Below are 13,571 nucleotides of genomic sequence, written 5' to 3' on the forward strand. Positions count from 1 at the left end.
GGAGGCGGTCAGGCGGCCGCAGAAAGATCGGGCAGTTCCGGCGTGTGCTGCAGCAGCAGGCCGAACTGGCGGGCCAGGTGGTCCAGCAGCACCGGCTTGACGGCATCCAGCCCGGAGGGGCCGCCCAAGTCTACCACCGAGGTCACCTGCAACCCCTGATAGCCACAGGGGTTGATGCGGTGGAAGGGTTCCAGGTCCATGGCCACGTTGAAGGCCAGGCCATGGAAGGTGCAGCCGCGGCGCACGCGGATGCCAAGCGCAGCGATCTTGGCGCCACCGACGTAGACGCCCGGGGCGCCCTCGCGGCGTTCGGCGCCGATGTTCCACTCGGCCAGGGTATCGATGAGGGCCTGCTCGATGCGGCACACGTAGTCGCGCACACCGATGCCCAGCCGCGGCAGGCGCAACAGCGGGTAGACCACGATCTGGCCGGGCCCGTGATAGGTCACCTGGCCGCCACGGTCCACGTGCAGCACGGGGATGTCACCCGGCGCCAGCACGTGCTCATCCTTGCCGGCCTGGCCCAGGGTGAACACCGGATCGTGCTCGACTACCCACAGTTCGTCGGCGTCGGCGTCGCTGCGCTGGTCGGTGAAGCGCTGCATGGCGCGCCACACCGGCTCGTACGCCTGGCGGCCGAGGTCGCGGACCACCGCCGGACGCGGCGCGCGGTCTTCCGGGGCGGCTTCGGCCGGGCAGCTGTCGGCTACAGCGTCCACTTCACTTCCGGGTGGTCGCGCAGCGCCTGGTGCGCCAGGTCGTACTGCTCGCGGCTCGCGGCCTTGAACACGATGCGGACGGACACGTACTTGCCGTTGGACGAATGCTTCCAGCTGATGCGTTCGTTCACCACATCGATGCCGGCAGCCAGCAGCAGACGGGGAAGCTCATGCTCCAGGCCGCGGTTGGCCGGGCCCATGGCGCTGAGCTCGAACTGGCCGGGGAACTGGAAGCCGTGGTCGGGGTTGTCGGACTTGATTTCCATGGCCCCATTATCGGGCCGCAGGGCAACAAACCCAAGAGTATTCACCAACGTCAAAGACAGCACTGGCGGCCTGCTGCGTTGCAGGTGGCCCAAAAGCGCGGGCGGAGAGCCCAACGGCAGCTGACTGGTTCTTTCGGCCCCTCAATGACCGGGGCATCATGCGCGCGGCCTGCAGTCGCCTTCACGCCAGGCCTGCGGCGCGTGCGCGGGTAACGAATTGTGTCCGCCGGACAATGTTGTTTTCGGAACAGACAAGTGATCCCAACGTGCTCGTTCCGGCGCGCGGGCACGAGTACCGTAGCGTTGCAGAAAACGACAGAAAACCGCCCCCTTCCCCATGAGCATTCCATCCATGCGTAGTGTCGCAGCCCTCGGGCTGGCCGGCCTGCTGGCCTCTGCCCTCCCCTTTGCCGCCCAGGCGGCCGAACAATGTGGCCCGGACGCGATGCGCGATCACCCGCCGCAGGTCAATTTCCGCGTCGACAACGACCTGTTCGGCGGCCGCCACCAGGACCAGGGCTATACCAACGGTGCGCTGTTGACCCTGGTCTCGCCCAATCTGGTCGATTACACCGACGACCCGTGCCTTCCACGCATGGCGCGCTGGGTGAACCAGTACCTGGAAGGCCTGCATCCGGGCAGGTTCGAACAGCAGAACATGATCTTCAGTATCGGCCAGGGCATCTTCACCCCGACCGATTTCAGCCGCAGGGACCTGATCGAGGAAGACCGCCCTTACGCGGGCGTACTGATCGCAAATTTCGGTTTCAATGCGCGCAGCGGCGACCGCCTGCAGACCACCCAGCTGACGTTGGGCGTAGTTGGCCCGTGGGCACAGGGCAAGCAGGTGCAGAATGCCGTGCACGAAGTGCTGGGCGACGAGAAATTCAAGGGCTGGGACAACCAGCTGCACAACGAGCCGCTGTTCATGCTGACCCATGAGCGCATGCGCCGCTGGCCGGGTGATGCCAGCATCAATGCCGACGGCTGGGGTTGGGACGCGATCAGCCACTACGGCGGCTCGATCGGCAACCTGGAAACCAAGGCCAACCTCGGCGGTGAAGTGCGCTTCGGCTGGAAGCTGCCGGACGACTTCGGCAGCACGCCGTTGCGCCCGGCCGGTGAGAACACGGCACCGACCCGCAGCGGCCGTCCCAATGGCTGGTCCTGGCACCTGTTCGCGACCTCGGACGCGGCCTGGGTGATCCGCGACATCACGCTGGATGGCAACACGTTCCGCAACAGTCACAGCGTGGACAAGCGCCATGTGGTGGCCTACGGCGGCTATGGCGTGGCCGTGATGTACGGACGCTGGAAGTTCGCCGCTGCGCGTTACCACAGCACGCGAGAGTTCAACGGCCAGCGCCAATCGCCGGTGTTCGGCAGTTTCACCATCAGCCGCTCGCTGTAGGCGAGGGGCTGAGGGTGAAGCGGGTAGGTGCCGACCGTTGGTCGGCACACCGGTTACCGCATCGCTCGCTGCAAGTCAGGCGCTGCAGGTGGTGCCGGCCGCTGGCCGGCTGCCGGCAGTTCCGGATGAGTTGCTGGGGAGCCGGCCAGCGGCCGGCACGACCCGCATCCGGGTGGGCTCATGCGGAGCCGGCCAGCGGCCGGCACGACCCGCATCCGGATGGGCTCATGCGGAGCCGGCCAGCGGCCGGCTCTACCCCCCGCGTGCGGGGGGAAGCGGCCTTCCGAAACAGAAAAGGCCGGCATTGGCCGGCCTTTTCGTTCACCACGCCAAGGCGTGGATCATTCCGATTCCCACCACATCCAGAAGCTGTCCCACAGGCGCTTGAAGAAGCCGGCCTGCTCGACGGCGGCCACGGCCACCAGCGGTGCCTCGGCGATGACCTTGCCATCCAGCGTGACCTTCACGGTGCCGATCTGCTGGCCGGCAGTGAACGGTGCTTCCAGGGTCTTGGGCACGTCGATGCTCGGCTTCAGGTCGTTGTAGCGGCCGCGCGGCACGCTCACCAGCATCGGCTGGGCCACGCCCAGCTGTACCTTGTCGGTGGTGCCCTTCCAGACCTTGTGCTCGGCCACGGCCTTGCCCGGTTCGTACAGGCGGTGGGTCTCGAAGAAGCGGAAGCCCCAGTTCAGCAGGGCCAGGCTGTCGTCGGCACGCTGCTTCTCCGACGCACCACCCAGCACTACGGCGATCAGGCGCTGGTCGCCACGCTGGGCCGAGCTCATCAGGCAGTAGCCGGCTTCGGACGTGTGGCCGGTCTTGATGCCATCCACGCTGCCATCGCGCCACAGCAGCAGGTTGCGGTTCGGCTGCTTGATGTTGCCGACCTGGAATTCCTTGATCTTGTTATACGCGTAGGTTTCCGGGTAATCACGCACCATCGCGCGGCCCAGCAGCGCCAGGTCGTAGGCGGTGCTGTGGTGGCCCTGTGCGGTCAGGCCGTGGGCGTTGACGAAGTGCGAGTCCTTCATGCCGATCTTGGCGGCGTAGCTGTTCATCAGCGACGCAAAGGCCTCTTCGCTGCCGGCCACATGCTCGGCCAGGGCGATCGCGGCGTCATTGCCGGACTGGATCGCCATGCCCTTTTCCATGTCTTCCAGGCGTGCGGTCTGGTTGACCGGGAAGCCGCTGTAGCTGCCGTCGGTACCGGCGCCACCTTCGCGCCAAGCGCGCTCGCTCATCATCACCTGGTCATCTGCACGGACCTTGCCGTTCTTGACCTCGGCGGCAACCACGTACGACGTCATCACCTTGGTGATGCTGGCCGGGGCCAGCTGCTCGTGGATGTTCTCGCCGGCCAGCACCTGGCCGGTGGCGTAGTCCATCAGGACCCAGGCCTTGGACACGCTCGGGGCCGGGGCCGGCGGGGTCGCGACGGTGGCCGGGGCGGCAGCGGCGGCGGCAGGCGCCGGCGTGGCCGGGGTCGGCAGCGGCGTCTGGGCGGAAGCCAGGCCCACCACCAGGGTGGCGGCCAGGGCGGTGGCGGCGGAACGGAAATTCATTGGACAGCAGGCTCCAGGGGACGGCCGGGAATGGAGGGTGGAACGTAGCGGCCATTGTAAGGCCGGGGGAGCCTGGGCCGGCAGCACCGGCCCGGGCGGATCAATCCTTGACGATCTGCGGCGAACCCAGGCCCAGACCGGCGATGCGGCCGGCAAGTTCCGCGGCACTGGCATGGTCGGTGGCAGGAACGCGCAGACGGAACAGGGTGCGGCCACCGGCGGCGATGTCGCTGATGGTCGCGCCGACGATGCCGGCAGCGTTGAGCTGGCCCATCGCACGGTTGGCGTTGTCGCGACTGGAGAAGCTGGCGACCTGCACCATCACCGCGCCCACCACCTGCTGCGACAGGCTGGGTGCCGCCGGCGTGGCGGCGACGGTGCGCACGGGTGCCGGCGCGACGGCGCGCGGCGCGGCGCTGGCGACTGCAACCGGCGCCGGTGCGGTGCTGCGCAGCGGTGCACTCGGCGGCAGGCTGCTGACCGCCACCTCCGGCACGGTGCTGGCCACGCCCTGGGTGGTGGCCGGCTGGCCGCGTGCCGGCATGCCATCGGCCGGCAGGCGCTTGACCAGGCGATCGATATCGCTGTCGGCAGTGGCGCGCGCGGTCGCTGCCGGGCGTGCACTGGCCACCGCAGCTGCCGCTTCGGCGGCACGACGCTCGCGGCGGGACGGCTTCTGCGCCAGCAGGTTGCTCTCGCCCGGCTGCAGCGCGCGCACTTCCACGTTGCCGGTACCGCGCTGGGTGATGCCCAGGCGCACGGCGGCGGCATAACTGAGATCGACCACGCGACCATCGTGGAACGGGCCGCGGTCGTTGACGCGCACGATCACCGACTCGCCATTGTCGAGGTTGGTCACGCGGGCGAAGCTGGGCAGCGGCAGCGTCTTGTGCGCGGCGGTGAACTGGTACATGTCGTAGACCTCGCGGTTGGAGGTCAGGCGGCCATGGAACTTGGCGCCGTAGTACGACGCGGTACCGCGCTCGACATAGTCGTGGGTATCGTCGAGCACCTTGTACGACTTCCCCAGCACCACGTACGGCGACTTGTTGCCGATCGCCGAGCGCTCCTCGGCGGTCACTTCCGGCTCGGGAATGCAGGCCACGTTGGGAATGTAATCCGGCGTGCTGTCACGCACGCCCGGCTTGTACAGGCCACCGGCAGTGTAGTTGCCGCGGGTGCTCAGGTCTTCCTTGGCCGCCGCGTACGGTGACCCTTCCGGGCAGTGTGCCGGGCGCGAGCCACGCCCCTGCACCAGCGTGCCGCCGGACTTGCCACCATGGCCGGCCGTGGCCGGCTTCTTCGGCGCGCTGCTGCAGGCAGCCAGCGCGAGGACGATCAAGCCTGGGACCAGCCATCTGATGTTCATGCCGGGGGCAGCTCCTGTCCGGCGATGGCCTGGGACAACTGGAACACGGCCATCGCGTACATCTTCGAGAGGTTGTAGCGGGTGATCGCGTAGTAGTTCTGGAAGCCCAGCCAGTACTGCTTGCCGGTGCTGCCTTCAAGCGTGATCGGCGTGGCGGTGGCGCCCGGCTGCACCGGCGCGCCCGGCTGGTAGCCGCGCTGCGCCAGGTCGGCCATCGTCCAGGTCGGCATCCATTCGGTCGGATTGAACTCCTCGCGGCCCGGCGCCAGCGTGGCCGGCACGGCCACCTGCCCGCCACGCACCCAGCCGCCCTTCTTCACGAAGTAGTTGGCGATGGACGAGAACACGTCGTCGTAGCTGGTGAACAGGTCGCGGCGGCCATCACCGTTTCCGTCCACGGCGTAGTCGAGATAGCTGGACGGCATGAACTGGCCCATGCCCATAGCACCGGCGTAACTGCCCTTGAGCGTGGTGATATCCAGTTTCTCTTCGTGGCCCAGCTCGAACAGCTTGGCCAGCTCATCGCGGAAGAACAGCTCGCGGCGCACTTCGCGTTCCAGCTTGGCCGGGTCGCCGCTGCGCGGGTAATAGAACGCCAGCGTGTACAGCGCATCGAGCACGCGATGGCTGCCAGCATTCCTGCCGTAGCTGGTTTCCACACCGATGATCGCGACGATCACTTCGGCCGGCACGCCGGTGCGCTGCTGCACGCGATCCAGTTCGGCGCGGTGTTCGGCAAGGAACGCGCGGCCGCCATCGATGCGCGCCTTGCTGATGAACATCGGCCGGTACTCATTCCACGGCTTGACCCGTTCGGCCGGGCGCGACATCGCGGCGATGATCGGCTGGCGCACCTGCGCCTGGTCGAGCACGCTGCTGATCTGCTCCGGCTTCAGGCCATAGCGCTTGGCGGTATCGGCAATGAAGCGGGCCCGTGCGACCTCGAACGGCACCGGGGTGAGATCGACCGGCGCCGCGGTGGCGGCGGTGGCTTCAGGCGCGGCCTCGGCCGGGCCATGGGCCTTGGCGGCGGGCTGGCGCGGCGTACTGCTGGCCTGGGGCGAAGACGGTGGGGACTTCGGCTGGGTCGCGCAGGCGACCAGGCCGAGGGTGAGCATGCAGGCCAGAGTGCGTCGAATCATCGTCGCAGGTTAGCAGGTCATGGATGAATTAAAACCCCTAACACCATGAATCACAACGATTTGCCTGCGACCAGCGGGAAATGTGAAGGCATCGTGATCGCCCTTCCCCATTCAGATAGAGGTTGCCGGTTGCGTCCCCATCCCCGCAGACGCAACCGGCGACCGGATCCGGTCGGTACCTGCGCGGCTGCCGCTCCCCAGTGGCAGTGCCCCGCGCTCCCTGTACCCGTTGGATCAGTACTGCTTCCCGCCCGACGCCCCCTCGCGCTGCAACGATTGACGGCGCGCCGTGCCGAACGGGCCGCCATTGTGCAGGCCGATTACGACAAGTCCATTGATCAAGATCAACGCGGTGTAAAAGTGTGAACCAGCTAACGTTTTTTGCGGACTTTCGTCAGCGGGCGTGCTGTCGTGCATCGGTGTGAGAACGCTTACACAACGGGCGTTGCGCAGTCAGGAAGTTTCCAGCCAACGGCGCAGCCCCTCGTGGGTGGCCGCGAAAAGCAGTTCATGGGTGGGGCCGGGTAGACGGGCTGCGCAGGGGCCGCTGCAAGTACGTCCATGTAAGCTCGGTCGCCGCATCCATGCGGCTCACGCCCCTGCGCAGCCCCTCTACCCGGCCACGGACAGGTTCCGTGCGCGTCTACCCACGGCGAAGTAAAGAGAAGATCAAAAGCAAAGGCGGCCTGGCGGGTCGCTTCATTGCCGTGTGTAGAGCCGAGCCATGCTCGGCTCACGAGCAAGCGCAGCGTCGCGATCCGCTTTTGATCTTCTTTTTCTTCTCCGTGGGTGGCAGACCTCCGAAATCTGTCAGAAGCCGGTCGGGTTGGGTACGCGGGGGTGTCAGCCGCATGGATGCGGCTGCCAAGCCTCCAGGGACGGATTCACGGCGTCCCCCGCGTACCCAACCCGACCGGCCCACCCGCGGCTTCTGCTTTCCGCAGCCACCCAGACACCACCCACGAGGGGCTGCGCCGTTGGCTGGAAACCCTATCCCCCGTGCACGGGCCGGTGCCCGCGTACCGCCATCACCAACCCGATGCCGGCCAACAGCGAAACCGCCGATGTCCCGCCGTAGCTGATCAGCGGCATCGGAATGCCCACCACCGGCAGCAGGCCGGAAATCATTCCGCCGTTCACCAGCACGTAGACGAAGAACGCCAGCCCCAGGCTGCCGGCCAGCAACCGTGCATGCGTGTCGCGCGCGTGCACGGCAATCCACAGGCAACGCCCGACCACGAACAGGTACAGCGCGAACAGCGTCGCCACGCCGATCCAGCCGAACTCTTCGGCCAGCACCGAAAACGCGAAGTCGGTGGTGTATTCGGGGAGGAAATCCAGCGTGGCCTGGGTGCCCTGCCCCCAGCCGCGTCCCTGCCATCCCCCGGAGCCGATCGCGATGCGTGACTGCAGGATGTTCCAGCCGGTGCCCAGGGGGTCGGCCGCCGGGTCGAGGAAGGTCAACACACGATCCTTCTGGTACTGACGCAGCAGACCGAACCACGCCAGCGGCGCGGCCACTGCCAGCCCCGCCGCGCCGGTCGCCACCCAGCCCCAGTGCAGGCCCGCCAGCAACAACGCGAACACGCCGCTGGCGGTGACCAGCGTGGCGGTGCCGAGGTTGGGCTGCATCAGGATCAACACCGCCGGCGCGCCGATCAGCACCGCGGCGGTCAGTACCGTGCGCGGCGACGGCGGCAGCGGTTGCCGGTGCAGGTACCAGGCCATCATCAACGGCAGGCTGAGCTTGAGCAGCTCCGACGGTTGCAGGTAGAACACGCCGAGGTTGAGCCAGCGCTGCCCATATTTGCCGGTGCCGATCACATACACCGCCATCAGCGGCAGCATCGACAGCGCGTACAACGCTGGTGTCCACGCGCGCAGGCGCAGCAGCGAAACACGTGACAGCAGCCACATCGCCAGCAGTCCACCCGCAAAGCGCGCCGCCTGCCCGGCCACCGGCCCGGACACACTGTGCAGCACCGCCAGGCCCGCGCCCATCAGGATCAGCAATGCGACCAGCAACGGCAGATCGATCGTGCGCACTGCCTCACGGCAGCCGCCAAACAGTCGTTTCCATTCCACGCGCAGCACGCTAGCAACGGGCGCTTGCGTGAAGCTGTCAGGGTGCTTCTGATCTCCGTAGCCGGGCTGTGGGGTCAGATCCCTTTTCCCTGTGGAAAAAGGGATCTGACCCCGACGCCGTACTCAGCCGTAGCCGCCGTGCACCGGGTTGTGACTGCGCACCGCCATCACCAATCCGAAGCCGGCCAGCAGTGACACCGCCGAGGTACCGCCGTAGCTGATCAGCGGCATCGGCACGCCCACCACCGGCAGCAGGCCGGAAATCATCCCGCCGTTCACCAGCACATAGACGAAGAACGCCAGGCCGGTGGCGCCGGCCAGCAGGCGCGAATACGAATCGCGCGACTGGCTGGCGATCCACAGGCAGCGCCCGATCACCACCAGGTACAGCGCCAGCACGGTGGCCACGCCGATCCAGCCGAACTCCTCGCTCAGCACCGAGAACGCGAAGTCGGTGGTCTGTTCGGGAATGAAGTTCAGGTGCGACTGCGAGCCCTCGCCCCAGCCCTTGCCATCGAAGCCGCCGGAACCGATCGCGATCTTCGACTGGATGATGTTCCACCCGGCCCCCAGCGCATCCATCTCCGGGTCCAGGAACATCATGATGCGGTCCTTCTGGTACGGCCGCAGCAACCAGAACCAGGCCACCGGCGCGACCGCGGCCACGCCACCCACACCCAGGCCGACCCACCACCACGGCAGGCCGGCCAACAACAGCACGAACACGCCACTGGCAGCGATCAGCACACCAGTACCGAAGTCCGGCTGCAGCATCACCAGGCCGGTGGGCACGCCGATGATGACCAGGGCCACGAGCACGGTGTTGAAGCGCGGCGGCAGCGGCATCTTGTGCAGGTACCAGGCCACCATCATCGGCAGGCTGACCTTCAGCAGCTCGGCCGGCTGCAGGTAGAAGAACTTCAGGTCCAGCCACTGCCGGCCGTACTTGCCGGTGCCCAGCACGAACACCGCCAGCAACGGGATCATCGAGATCGCGTAGATCATCGGCGTAGCCGAGCGGATGCGCAGGATCGGCACCCGCGAGATGCCCCACAGCGCGGCCATGCCCACGGCGAAGCGCGCGCCCTGGGCCATCACCAGGCTGTCGCCACCGGCGCTCTTCAGGGTGGCCAGGCCGATCACCATCAGCGTCCCCAGGGCCAGGCACAGCACCCAGTCCAGCGTGCTGAAGAAGCGGCGCAGCATGTCGCCGGCCCAGCGCAGGAACACTCTCATCGTACGGGCTCCGCGACGGTCGGGCGTGGCGTGGCGGGCAACGCGGCGGCGGCCGGCGTACCCGGCTGCGGTGCGGGTACAGGTTCCGGCGCCGGCACGCCGACCAGCACCGGATGTTCACCCAGCTGCGCCGCGGCGAGGTCGCCAGCCTGGCGCGCGCCGGCATCTTCGTTGTCGAACGCGGTGGCGCCGATGGCGGTGGTGCCGCGCTCGCTGTCCAGTGGCTGCATGCCTTCGGGCATCTTGCCCAGCAGGTAGGCGTCGAACACCTTGCGTGCGATCGGCGCGGCCGCCGAACCACCATAGCCGCCGCCTTCCACGGCCACCGCGATCGCGATCACCGGGTTTTCCACCGGTGCGAAGCCGACGAACAGCGCGCGATGGCGCAGGTGCATCGGCAGGCTCTTCGGATTCACTGCCGCCGTGCCCTTTCGGCTGATGACCTGCGCGGTACCGGTCTTGCCGGCCATCACGTACGGCGCACCCACTGCCACGCGCCAGCCGCTGCCGCCGGGCCGCATGGTCGCCATCATGCCCTCGCGCACGGCCTGCACGTTGGCGGGGTTGGGGCTGACCGGCTTGCTCTCGCCAGCCGGCATCGCCGACCAGTCGCTGTCGAAACCGTCGCGCTGCTGGATCACCAGGTGCGGGGTGCGCAGCTGGCCGTCGGCCAGACCGCTGACGCCGCGCGCCAGCTGCAGCGGGGTGACCTTCCAGTCACCCTGGCCGATGCTGATGTTGACCGTATCACCGGGGTACCAGGCTTCCTTGCGGCTCTTCCGCTTGTAGGCCGGCGACGGCAGGATGCCGCCGATCTCGCCGGTGAGGTCGATGCCGGTCGGCTGGCCGAAGCCGTAGTACTCCATGTAATGGTCGAAGCGCTCGATGCCCAGGTCCAGCGCCAGCTTGTAGTAGTAGGTGTTGACCGATTCGGCGATGGACTTGCGCAGGTCGGTCCAGCCATGGCCGCCACGGTGGGCGTCACCCCAGCCGCGCGAGGTGCCCGGCAGATAGAACATGCCGGTGGACAGCACCTTGTCTTCCGGGCGTCGAACGCCCGAATCCAGGCCGGCCAGGCCGATCAGCGGCTTCAACGTGGAACCGGGGGCGACGCCACCGAGCACCAGGCGGTTGAACTGCGGCCGCGACGGGTTTTCGTTCAGCGCCTTGAAGTCGGCATGCGAGATGCCGTTGACGAACAGGTTGGGGTCGTAGGACGGCAGGCTGACCATCGCCAGCACTTCGCCGGTGCGCGGGTCCATCGCCACCGCCGAGCCTTCCTGGTCGCCGAAGGCGGCCACCATGGCGCGCTGCAGGTCGGCGTCGATCGACAGCCGCAGGTCGGCGCCGGACTGCGCGGCGACGCGGCCGATGGTGCGGATCGCGCGCCCCTGCACGTTGGTCTCGACCTGCTCGTAGCCGACCTTGCCGCGCAGCTGCTGCTCGTAGTAACGCTCCAGGCCGGACTTGCCGATGTGGGTCAGCGCGGCATTGCCTTCGCCGAGGATCTCCAGATCCTTGTCATCAACGCGGCCAACGTAGCCGATGATGTGCGCGAACAGATCGCCGTAGGGGTAGCGGCGGGTCAGGTAGGGCTCCAGCTCGACGCCGGGGAAGCGCCAGCGGTCGACCGCGAAGCGCGCCATCTCCTCGTCGCTCATGCGCAGCTTCAGCGTGACCGGCAGGAACTTGCGGCGCGCCTTGCGCGACTTGTTGAACGCTTCCAGCTCTTCCGGGCTGATGTTGATGATCTTCGCCAGCCCTTCCAGGGTGGCGTCCATGTCCTTGACCTTGTCCGGGGTCACGTCCAGGCGGAAGGCCGGCACGTTCTCGGCCAGCAGGCGGCCATTGCGGTCGTAGATCATGCCGCGCCCGGGCACCACCGGCCGCGGCTTGATGCGGTTGGCTTCCGAGCGCGTGGCATAGACGTCGTGGTCCAGCACCTGCAGCTTGAAGTACCAGCCGCCCAGGCCCAGCAGGCAGACCAGCACGCCCAGGAAGCCCAGCGCCGCGCGGCGGCGGAACTGTTCGGCTTCGGCGTGCGGGTTCTTGACCTGGCGGCGCGGGATCATGGCTCAGCGCCCGCGCTTGCCGAAGCGCACCGCGTCCAGCAGCACGAACACCAGCGGCCACAGGCCCATGCCCAGCAGCGGTGCCCACCAGTACGACCACGGCAGGGTCGGCTCATCCACCACGATGTGGACCAGCGCGCTGACGATGCGGTCGTTGAACAGCAGGCCGCCGATGGCCAGCATCTGCTGGGACATCGGGAAGAAGCGGATGCGGGCGCGGAAGCGCTGCAGGATGAAGGCCAGCATCACCAGCCGCAGCGCCTGTTCGCCCAGCACGCCGCCGTACAGCAGGTCGGCAACCACGCCGCTGGCGAAGGCGATGCCCAGGCCGACGCGTTCGGGAGCTTCGATGACCCAGTACGCCAGCACCAGCGCCAGCCAGTACGGGCGCAGCGGCTGCAGCAGCGCCGGCAACGGCAGCAGGCCCAGCAGCAGCGCCACCACCAGGCTGGCCGGCAGCACCCACGGGTTGTCGCGCAGGCGGCTCATCGCTGGGCCTCCGGCGTGGTCGGTTGCCGGCCAGCGGCCGGCACTACCGTGGACCCGGCTGGGGTGGAGCCCCCCTCTTGTTGAGGGGGGCGCGCCGAAGGCGCGGGGGTAAGGGAGGATGCGCGGGCCGGTTGCGCCGAAGGTGCAGTCGGCTGAGGGGGGCGCGCCGAAGGCGCGGGGGTAAGGGAGGATGCGGGGGCAACAGTCCTCGTTTGCGACGAGGGCTGTTGCCGGCCAGCGGCCGGCACTACCGGGGAGCTGGCCGGAGCCGGCGTCGTTGCCGCTGGCGCGGCTCCCGCAGGCACGCTGGTGCCGGTGGCCGGCCCCCCCGGGGCGGTTTCTTCCAGCTGCAGGCGCAGTCCCGGCGGAATGCGGATCGCCGCCCCCGGGCGCAGCAGCAGCACGTCGCGGCCGCGGTCGAGCTGGGCCGCCGGCTTCAGTTCGCCGACCAGGAAGGCATGGGTGTCGTCCGGGCGCAGGCCGGTGATGGTGCCGACCGGGAAGCCGGCCGGGAAACGCCCGCCGAGGCCGGAGGTAACGATCTCATCGCCCACTTCCACGCCCGCGCTGAGCGGAATGTCGCGCAGCTCCAGCGTGTCGCCGCGGCCGTAGACGATCAGGCGCACGCCGTTGCGGGCCACGGTAACGGGCACCGCGTGGTCGGGGTCGGTCAGCAGCAGCACGGTGGAAGTGCCGCCGGTGACACTGATCACCTGCCCCATCAAGCCGCCGGCATCGATCACCGCCTGGCCGACGTGCACGCCTTCGCGGGTGCCGGCGTCGAGCACCAGGCGCTGCTTCACCGGGTCCAGGTCGATGTCCAGGATCGGCGCCAGCTGCACGTCCAGGCCGCTGCGCTCGGCCACGTTCAGCAGTTCGCGCAGCTGGGCATTGTCCAGCGCGGCGGTCTGCAGGCGGGTCAGGCGCGCGTTGGCCAGCAGCAGCTGGTTGCGCAGTTCGCGATTCTCGGTCACCAGCTGGGTATGGCTGGCGGCGGAATCCTTGACCTGGTTGCCGAGCTTGCCGGGAAGGCCGGCCAGCGCCCACACCGGCTGCACCAGGCTGTTGGCCTGCTCGCGCAGGCGCGCCAGCCAGCCGGCCTGGTCATCGAGCACGATCAGGGTGATGGCCAACGCGAGATAGGCCAGCAACCGCAGGGGGCTGGCGGCATCACCGGATCGGGAGGCAACGGGAGGACCGGCGTAGGGCGGCACGGCAAC

The 13,571-nt window shown here is 68.2% G+C and carries 12 protein-coding genes; 2 read left to right on the forward strand and 10 right to left on the reverse strand.

All coding sequences use genetic code 11. The features are described from left to right. Positions 1 to 8: 8 nt before the first annotated feature. Positions 9 to 719 carry a lipoyl(octanoyl) transferase LipB gene (lipB, locus tag ACT6SE_RS18065; protein ID WP_014648440.1) on the reverse strand — a complete coding sequence of 237 codons (711 nt, stop codon included), beginning with the start codon at positions 717 to 719 and terminating at the stop codon, positions 9 to 11. Further along, positions 707 to 985, reverse strand: coding sequence for a YbeD family protein (locus ACT6SE_RS18070; protein WP_014648441.1), 279 nt, complete (start codon positions 983 to 985; stop codon positions 707 to 709). The genes lipB and ACT6SE_RS18070 overlap by 13 nt, the downstream gene beginning before the upstream one ends. A gap of 352 nt (positions 986 to 1,337) precedes the next feature. Here ACT6SE_RS18070 and ACT6SE_RS18075 point away from each other — a divergent pair, with 352 nt between their 5' ends. Further along, entirely contained in the window at positions 1,338 to 2,396 is a 1,059-nt protein-coding gene (locus ACT6SE_RS18075; RefSeq protein WP_014648442.1) for a lipid A deacylase LpxR family protein, read from the forward strand. A gap of 341 nt (positions 2,397 to 2,737) precedes the next feature. Here the strand turns inward: ACT6SE_RS18075 and ACT6SE_RS18080 are convergent, their stop codons facing one another. The 3 genes from ACT6SE_RS18080 to mltB form a co-directional block, all read right to left on the reverse strand. After that, on the reverse strand, positions 2,738 to 3,958 hold the full coding sequence (locus ACT6SE_RS18080) for a D-alanyl-D-alanine carboxypeptidase family protein (RefSeq protein ID WP_014648443.1): 1,221 nt from the start codon (positions 3,956 to 3,958) through the stop codon (positions 2,738 to 2,740). Between the two features lie 100 nt (positions 3,959 to 4,058). Then, entirely contained in the window at positions 4,059 to 5,327 is a 1,269-nt protein-coding gene (locus tag ACT6SE_RS18085; RefSeq protein ID WP_014648444.1) for a septal ring lytic transglycosylase RlpA family protein, read from the reverse strand. Beyond that, the gene (mltB, locus tag ACT6SE_RS18090) at positions 5,324 to 6,469 is read right to left on the reverse strand and encodes a lytic murein transglycosylase B (protein ID WP_032957863.1); all 1,146 of its coding nucleotides are present in this window, start codon (positions 6,467 to 6,469) and stop codon (positions 5,324 to 5,326) included. The genes ACT6SE_RS18085 and mltB overlap by 4 nt, the downstream gene beginning before the upstream one ends. 45 nt (positions 6,470 to 6,514) lie before the next feature. Between mltB and ACT6SE_RS18095 the strand changes: the two genes are divergently transcribed. After that, complete coding sequence (locus ACT6SE_RS18095) at positions 6,515 to 6,835, forward strand: hypothetical protein (protein WP_369334251.1); 321 nt, start codon at positions 6,515 to 6,517, stop codon at positions 6,833 to 6,835. A gap of 624 nt (positions 6,836 to 7,459) precedes the next feature. Here the strand turns inward: ACT6SE_RS18095 and rodA (ACT6SE_RS18100) are convergent. From rodA (ACT6SE_RS18100) to mreC, 5 genes are all read right to left on the reverse strand, one after another. Continuing rightward, positions 7,460 to 8,554 (reverse strand): rod shape-determining protein RodA, encoded by a 1,095-nt coding sequence (gene rodA / locus ACT6SE_RS18100; RefSeq protein WP_049406772.1) that lies wholly within the window; start codon positions 8,552 to 8,554, stop codon positions 7,460 to 7,462. A 123-nt stretch (positions 8,555 to 8,677) separates the two neighbouring features. Beyond that, on the reverse strand, positions 8,678 to 9,790 hold the full coding sequence (rodA, locus tag ACT6SE_RS18105; protein ID WP_014648447.1) for a rod shape-determining protein RodA: 1,113 nt from the start codon (positions 9,788 to 9,790) through the stop codon (positions 8,678 to 8,680). Continuing rightward, on the reverse strand, positions 9,787 to 11,862 hold the full coding sequence (gene mrdA / locus ACT6SE_RS18110; RefSeq protein WP_046432567.1) for a penicillin-binding protein 2: 2,076 nt from the start codon (positions 11,860 to 11,862) through the stop codon (positions 9,787 to 9,789). Before mrdA ends, rodA (ACT6SE_RS18105) begins: the two co-directional genes overlap by 4 nt. A 3-nt stretch (positions 11,863 to 11,865) precedes the next feature. Beyond that, positions 11,866 to 12,351 (reverse strand): rod shape-determining protein MreD, encoded by a 486-nt coding sequence (gene mreD / locus ACT6SE_RS18115; protein WP_005419400.1) that lies wholly within the window; start codon positions 12,349 to 12,351, stop codon positions 11,866 to 11,868. Next, the gene (gene mreC / locus ACT6SE_RS18120) at positions 12,348 to 13,565 is read right to left on the reverse strand and encodes a rod shape-determining protein MreC (RefSeq protein WP_172983985.1); all 1,218 of its coding nucleotides are present in this window, start codon (positions 13,563 to 13,565) and stop codon (positions 12,348 to 12,350) included. Before mreC ends, mreD begins: the two co-directional genes overlap by 4 nt. Between the last annotated feature and the right edge of the window lie 6 nt (positions 13,566 to 13,571).

Origin of the sequence: Stenotrophomonas sp. LC732 (genome assembly GCF_052446685.1) — a bacterium.
In the GTDB taxonomy this organism is placed as follows: domain Bacteria; phylum Pseudomonadota; class Gammaproteobacteria; order Xanthomonadales; family Xanthomonadaceae; genus Stenotrophomonas; species Stenotrophomonas muris.

Bases quoted from the DNA above. Each gene is read 5' to 3' on its own strand.
- ACT6SE_RS18070 (WP_014648441.1), bottom strand. From the start codon at position 985: ATGGAAATCAAGTCCGACAACCCCGACCACGGCTTCCAGTTCCCCGGC.
- ACT6SE_RS18075 (WP_014648442.1), top strand. From the start codon at position 1,338: ATGCGTAGTGTCGCAGCCCTCGGGCTGGCCGGCCTGCTGGCCTCTGCC.
- ACT6SE_RS18080 (WP_014648443.1), bottom strand. From the start codon at position 3,958: ATGAATTTCCGTTCCGCCGCCACCGCCCTGGCCGCCACCCTGGTGGTG.
- ACT6SE_RS18085 (WP_014648444.1), bottom strand. From the start codon at position 5,327: ATGAACATCAGATGGCTGGTCCCAGGCTTGATCGTCCTCGCGCTGGCT.
- mltB (WP_032957863.1), bottom strand. From the start codon at position 6,469: ATGATTCGACGCACTCTGGCCTGCATGCTCACCCTCGGCCTGGTCGCC.
- ACT6SE_RS18095 (WP_369334251.1), top strand. From the start codon at position 6,515: ATGAATCACAACGATTTGCCTGCGACCAGCGGGAAATGTGAAGGCATC.
- rodA (WP_014648447.1), bottom strand. From the start codon at position 9,790: ATGAGAGTGTTCCTGCGCTGGGCCGGCGACATGCTGCGCCGCTTCTTC.
- mrdA (WP_046432567.1), bottom strand. From the start codon at position 11,862: ATGATCCCGCGCCGCCAGGTCAAGAACCCGCACGCCGAAGCCGAACAG.
- mreD (WP_005419400.1), bottom strand. From the start codon at position 12,351: ATGAGCCGCCTGCGCGACAACCCGTGGGTGCTGCCGGCCAGCCTGGTG.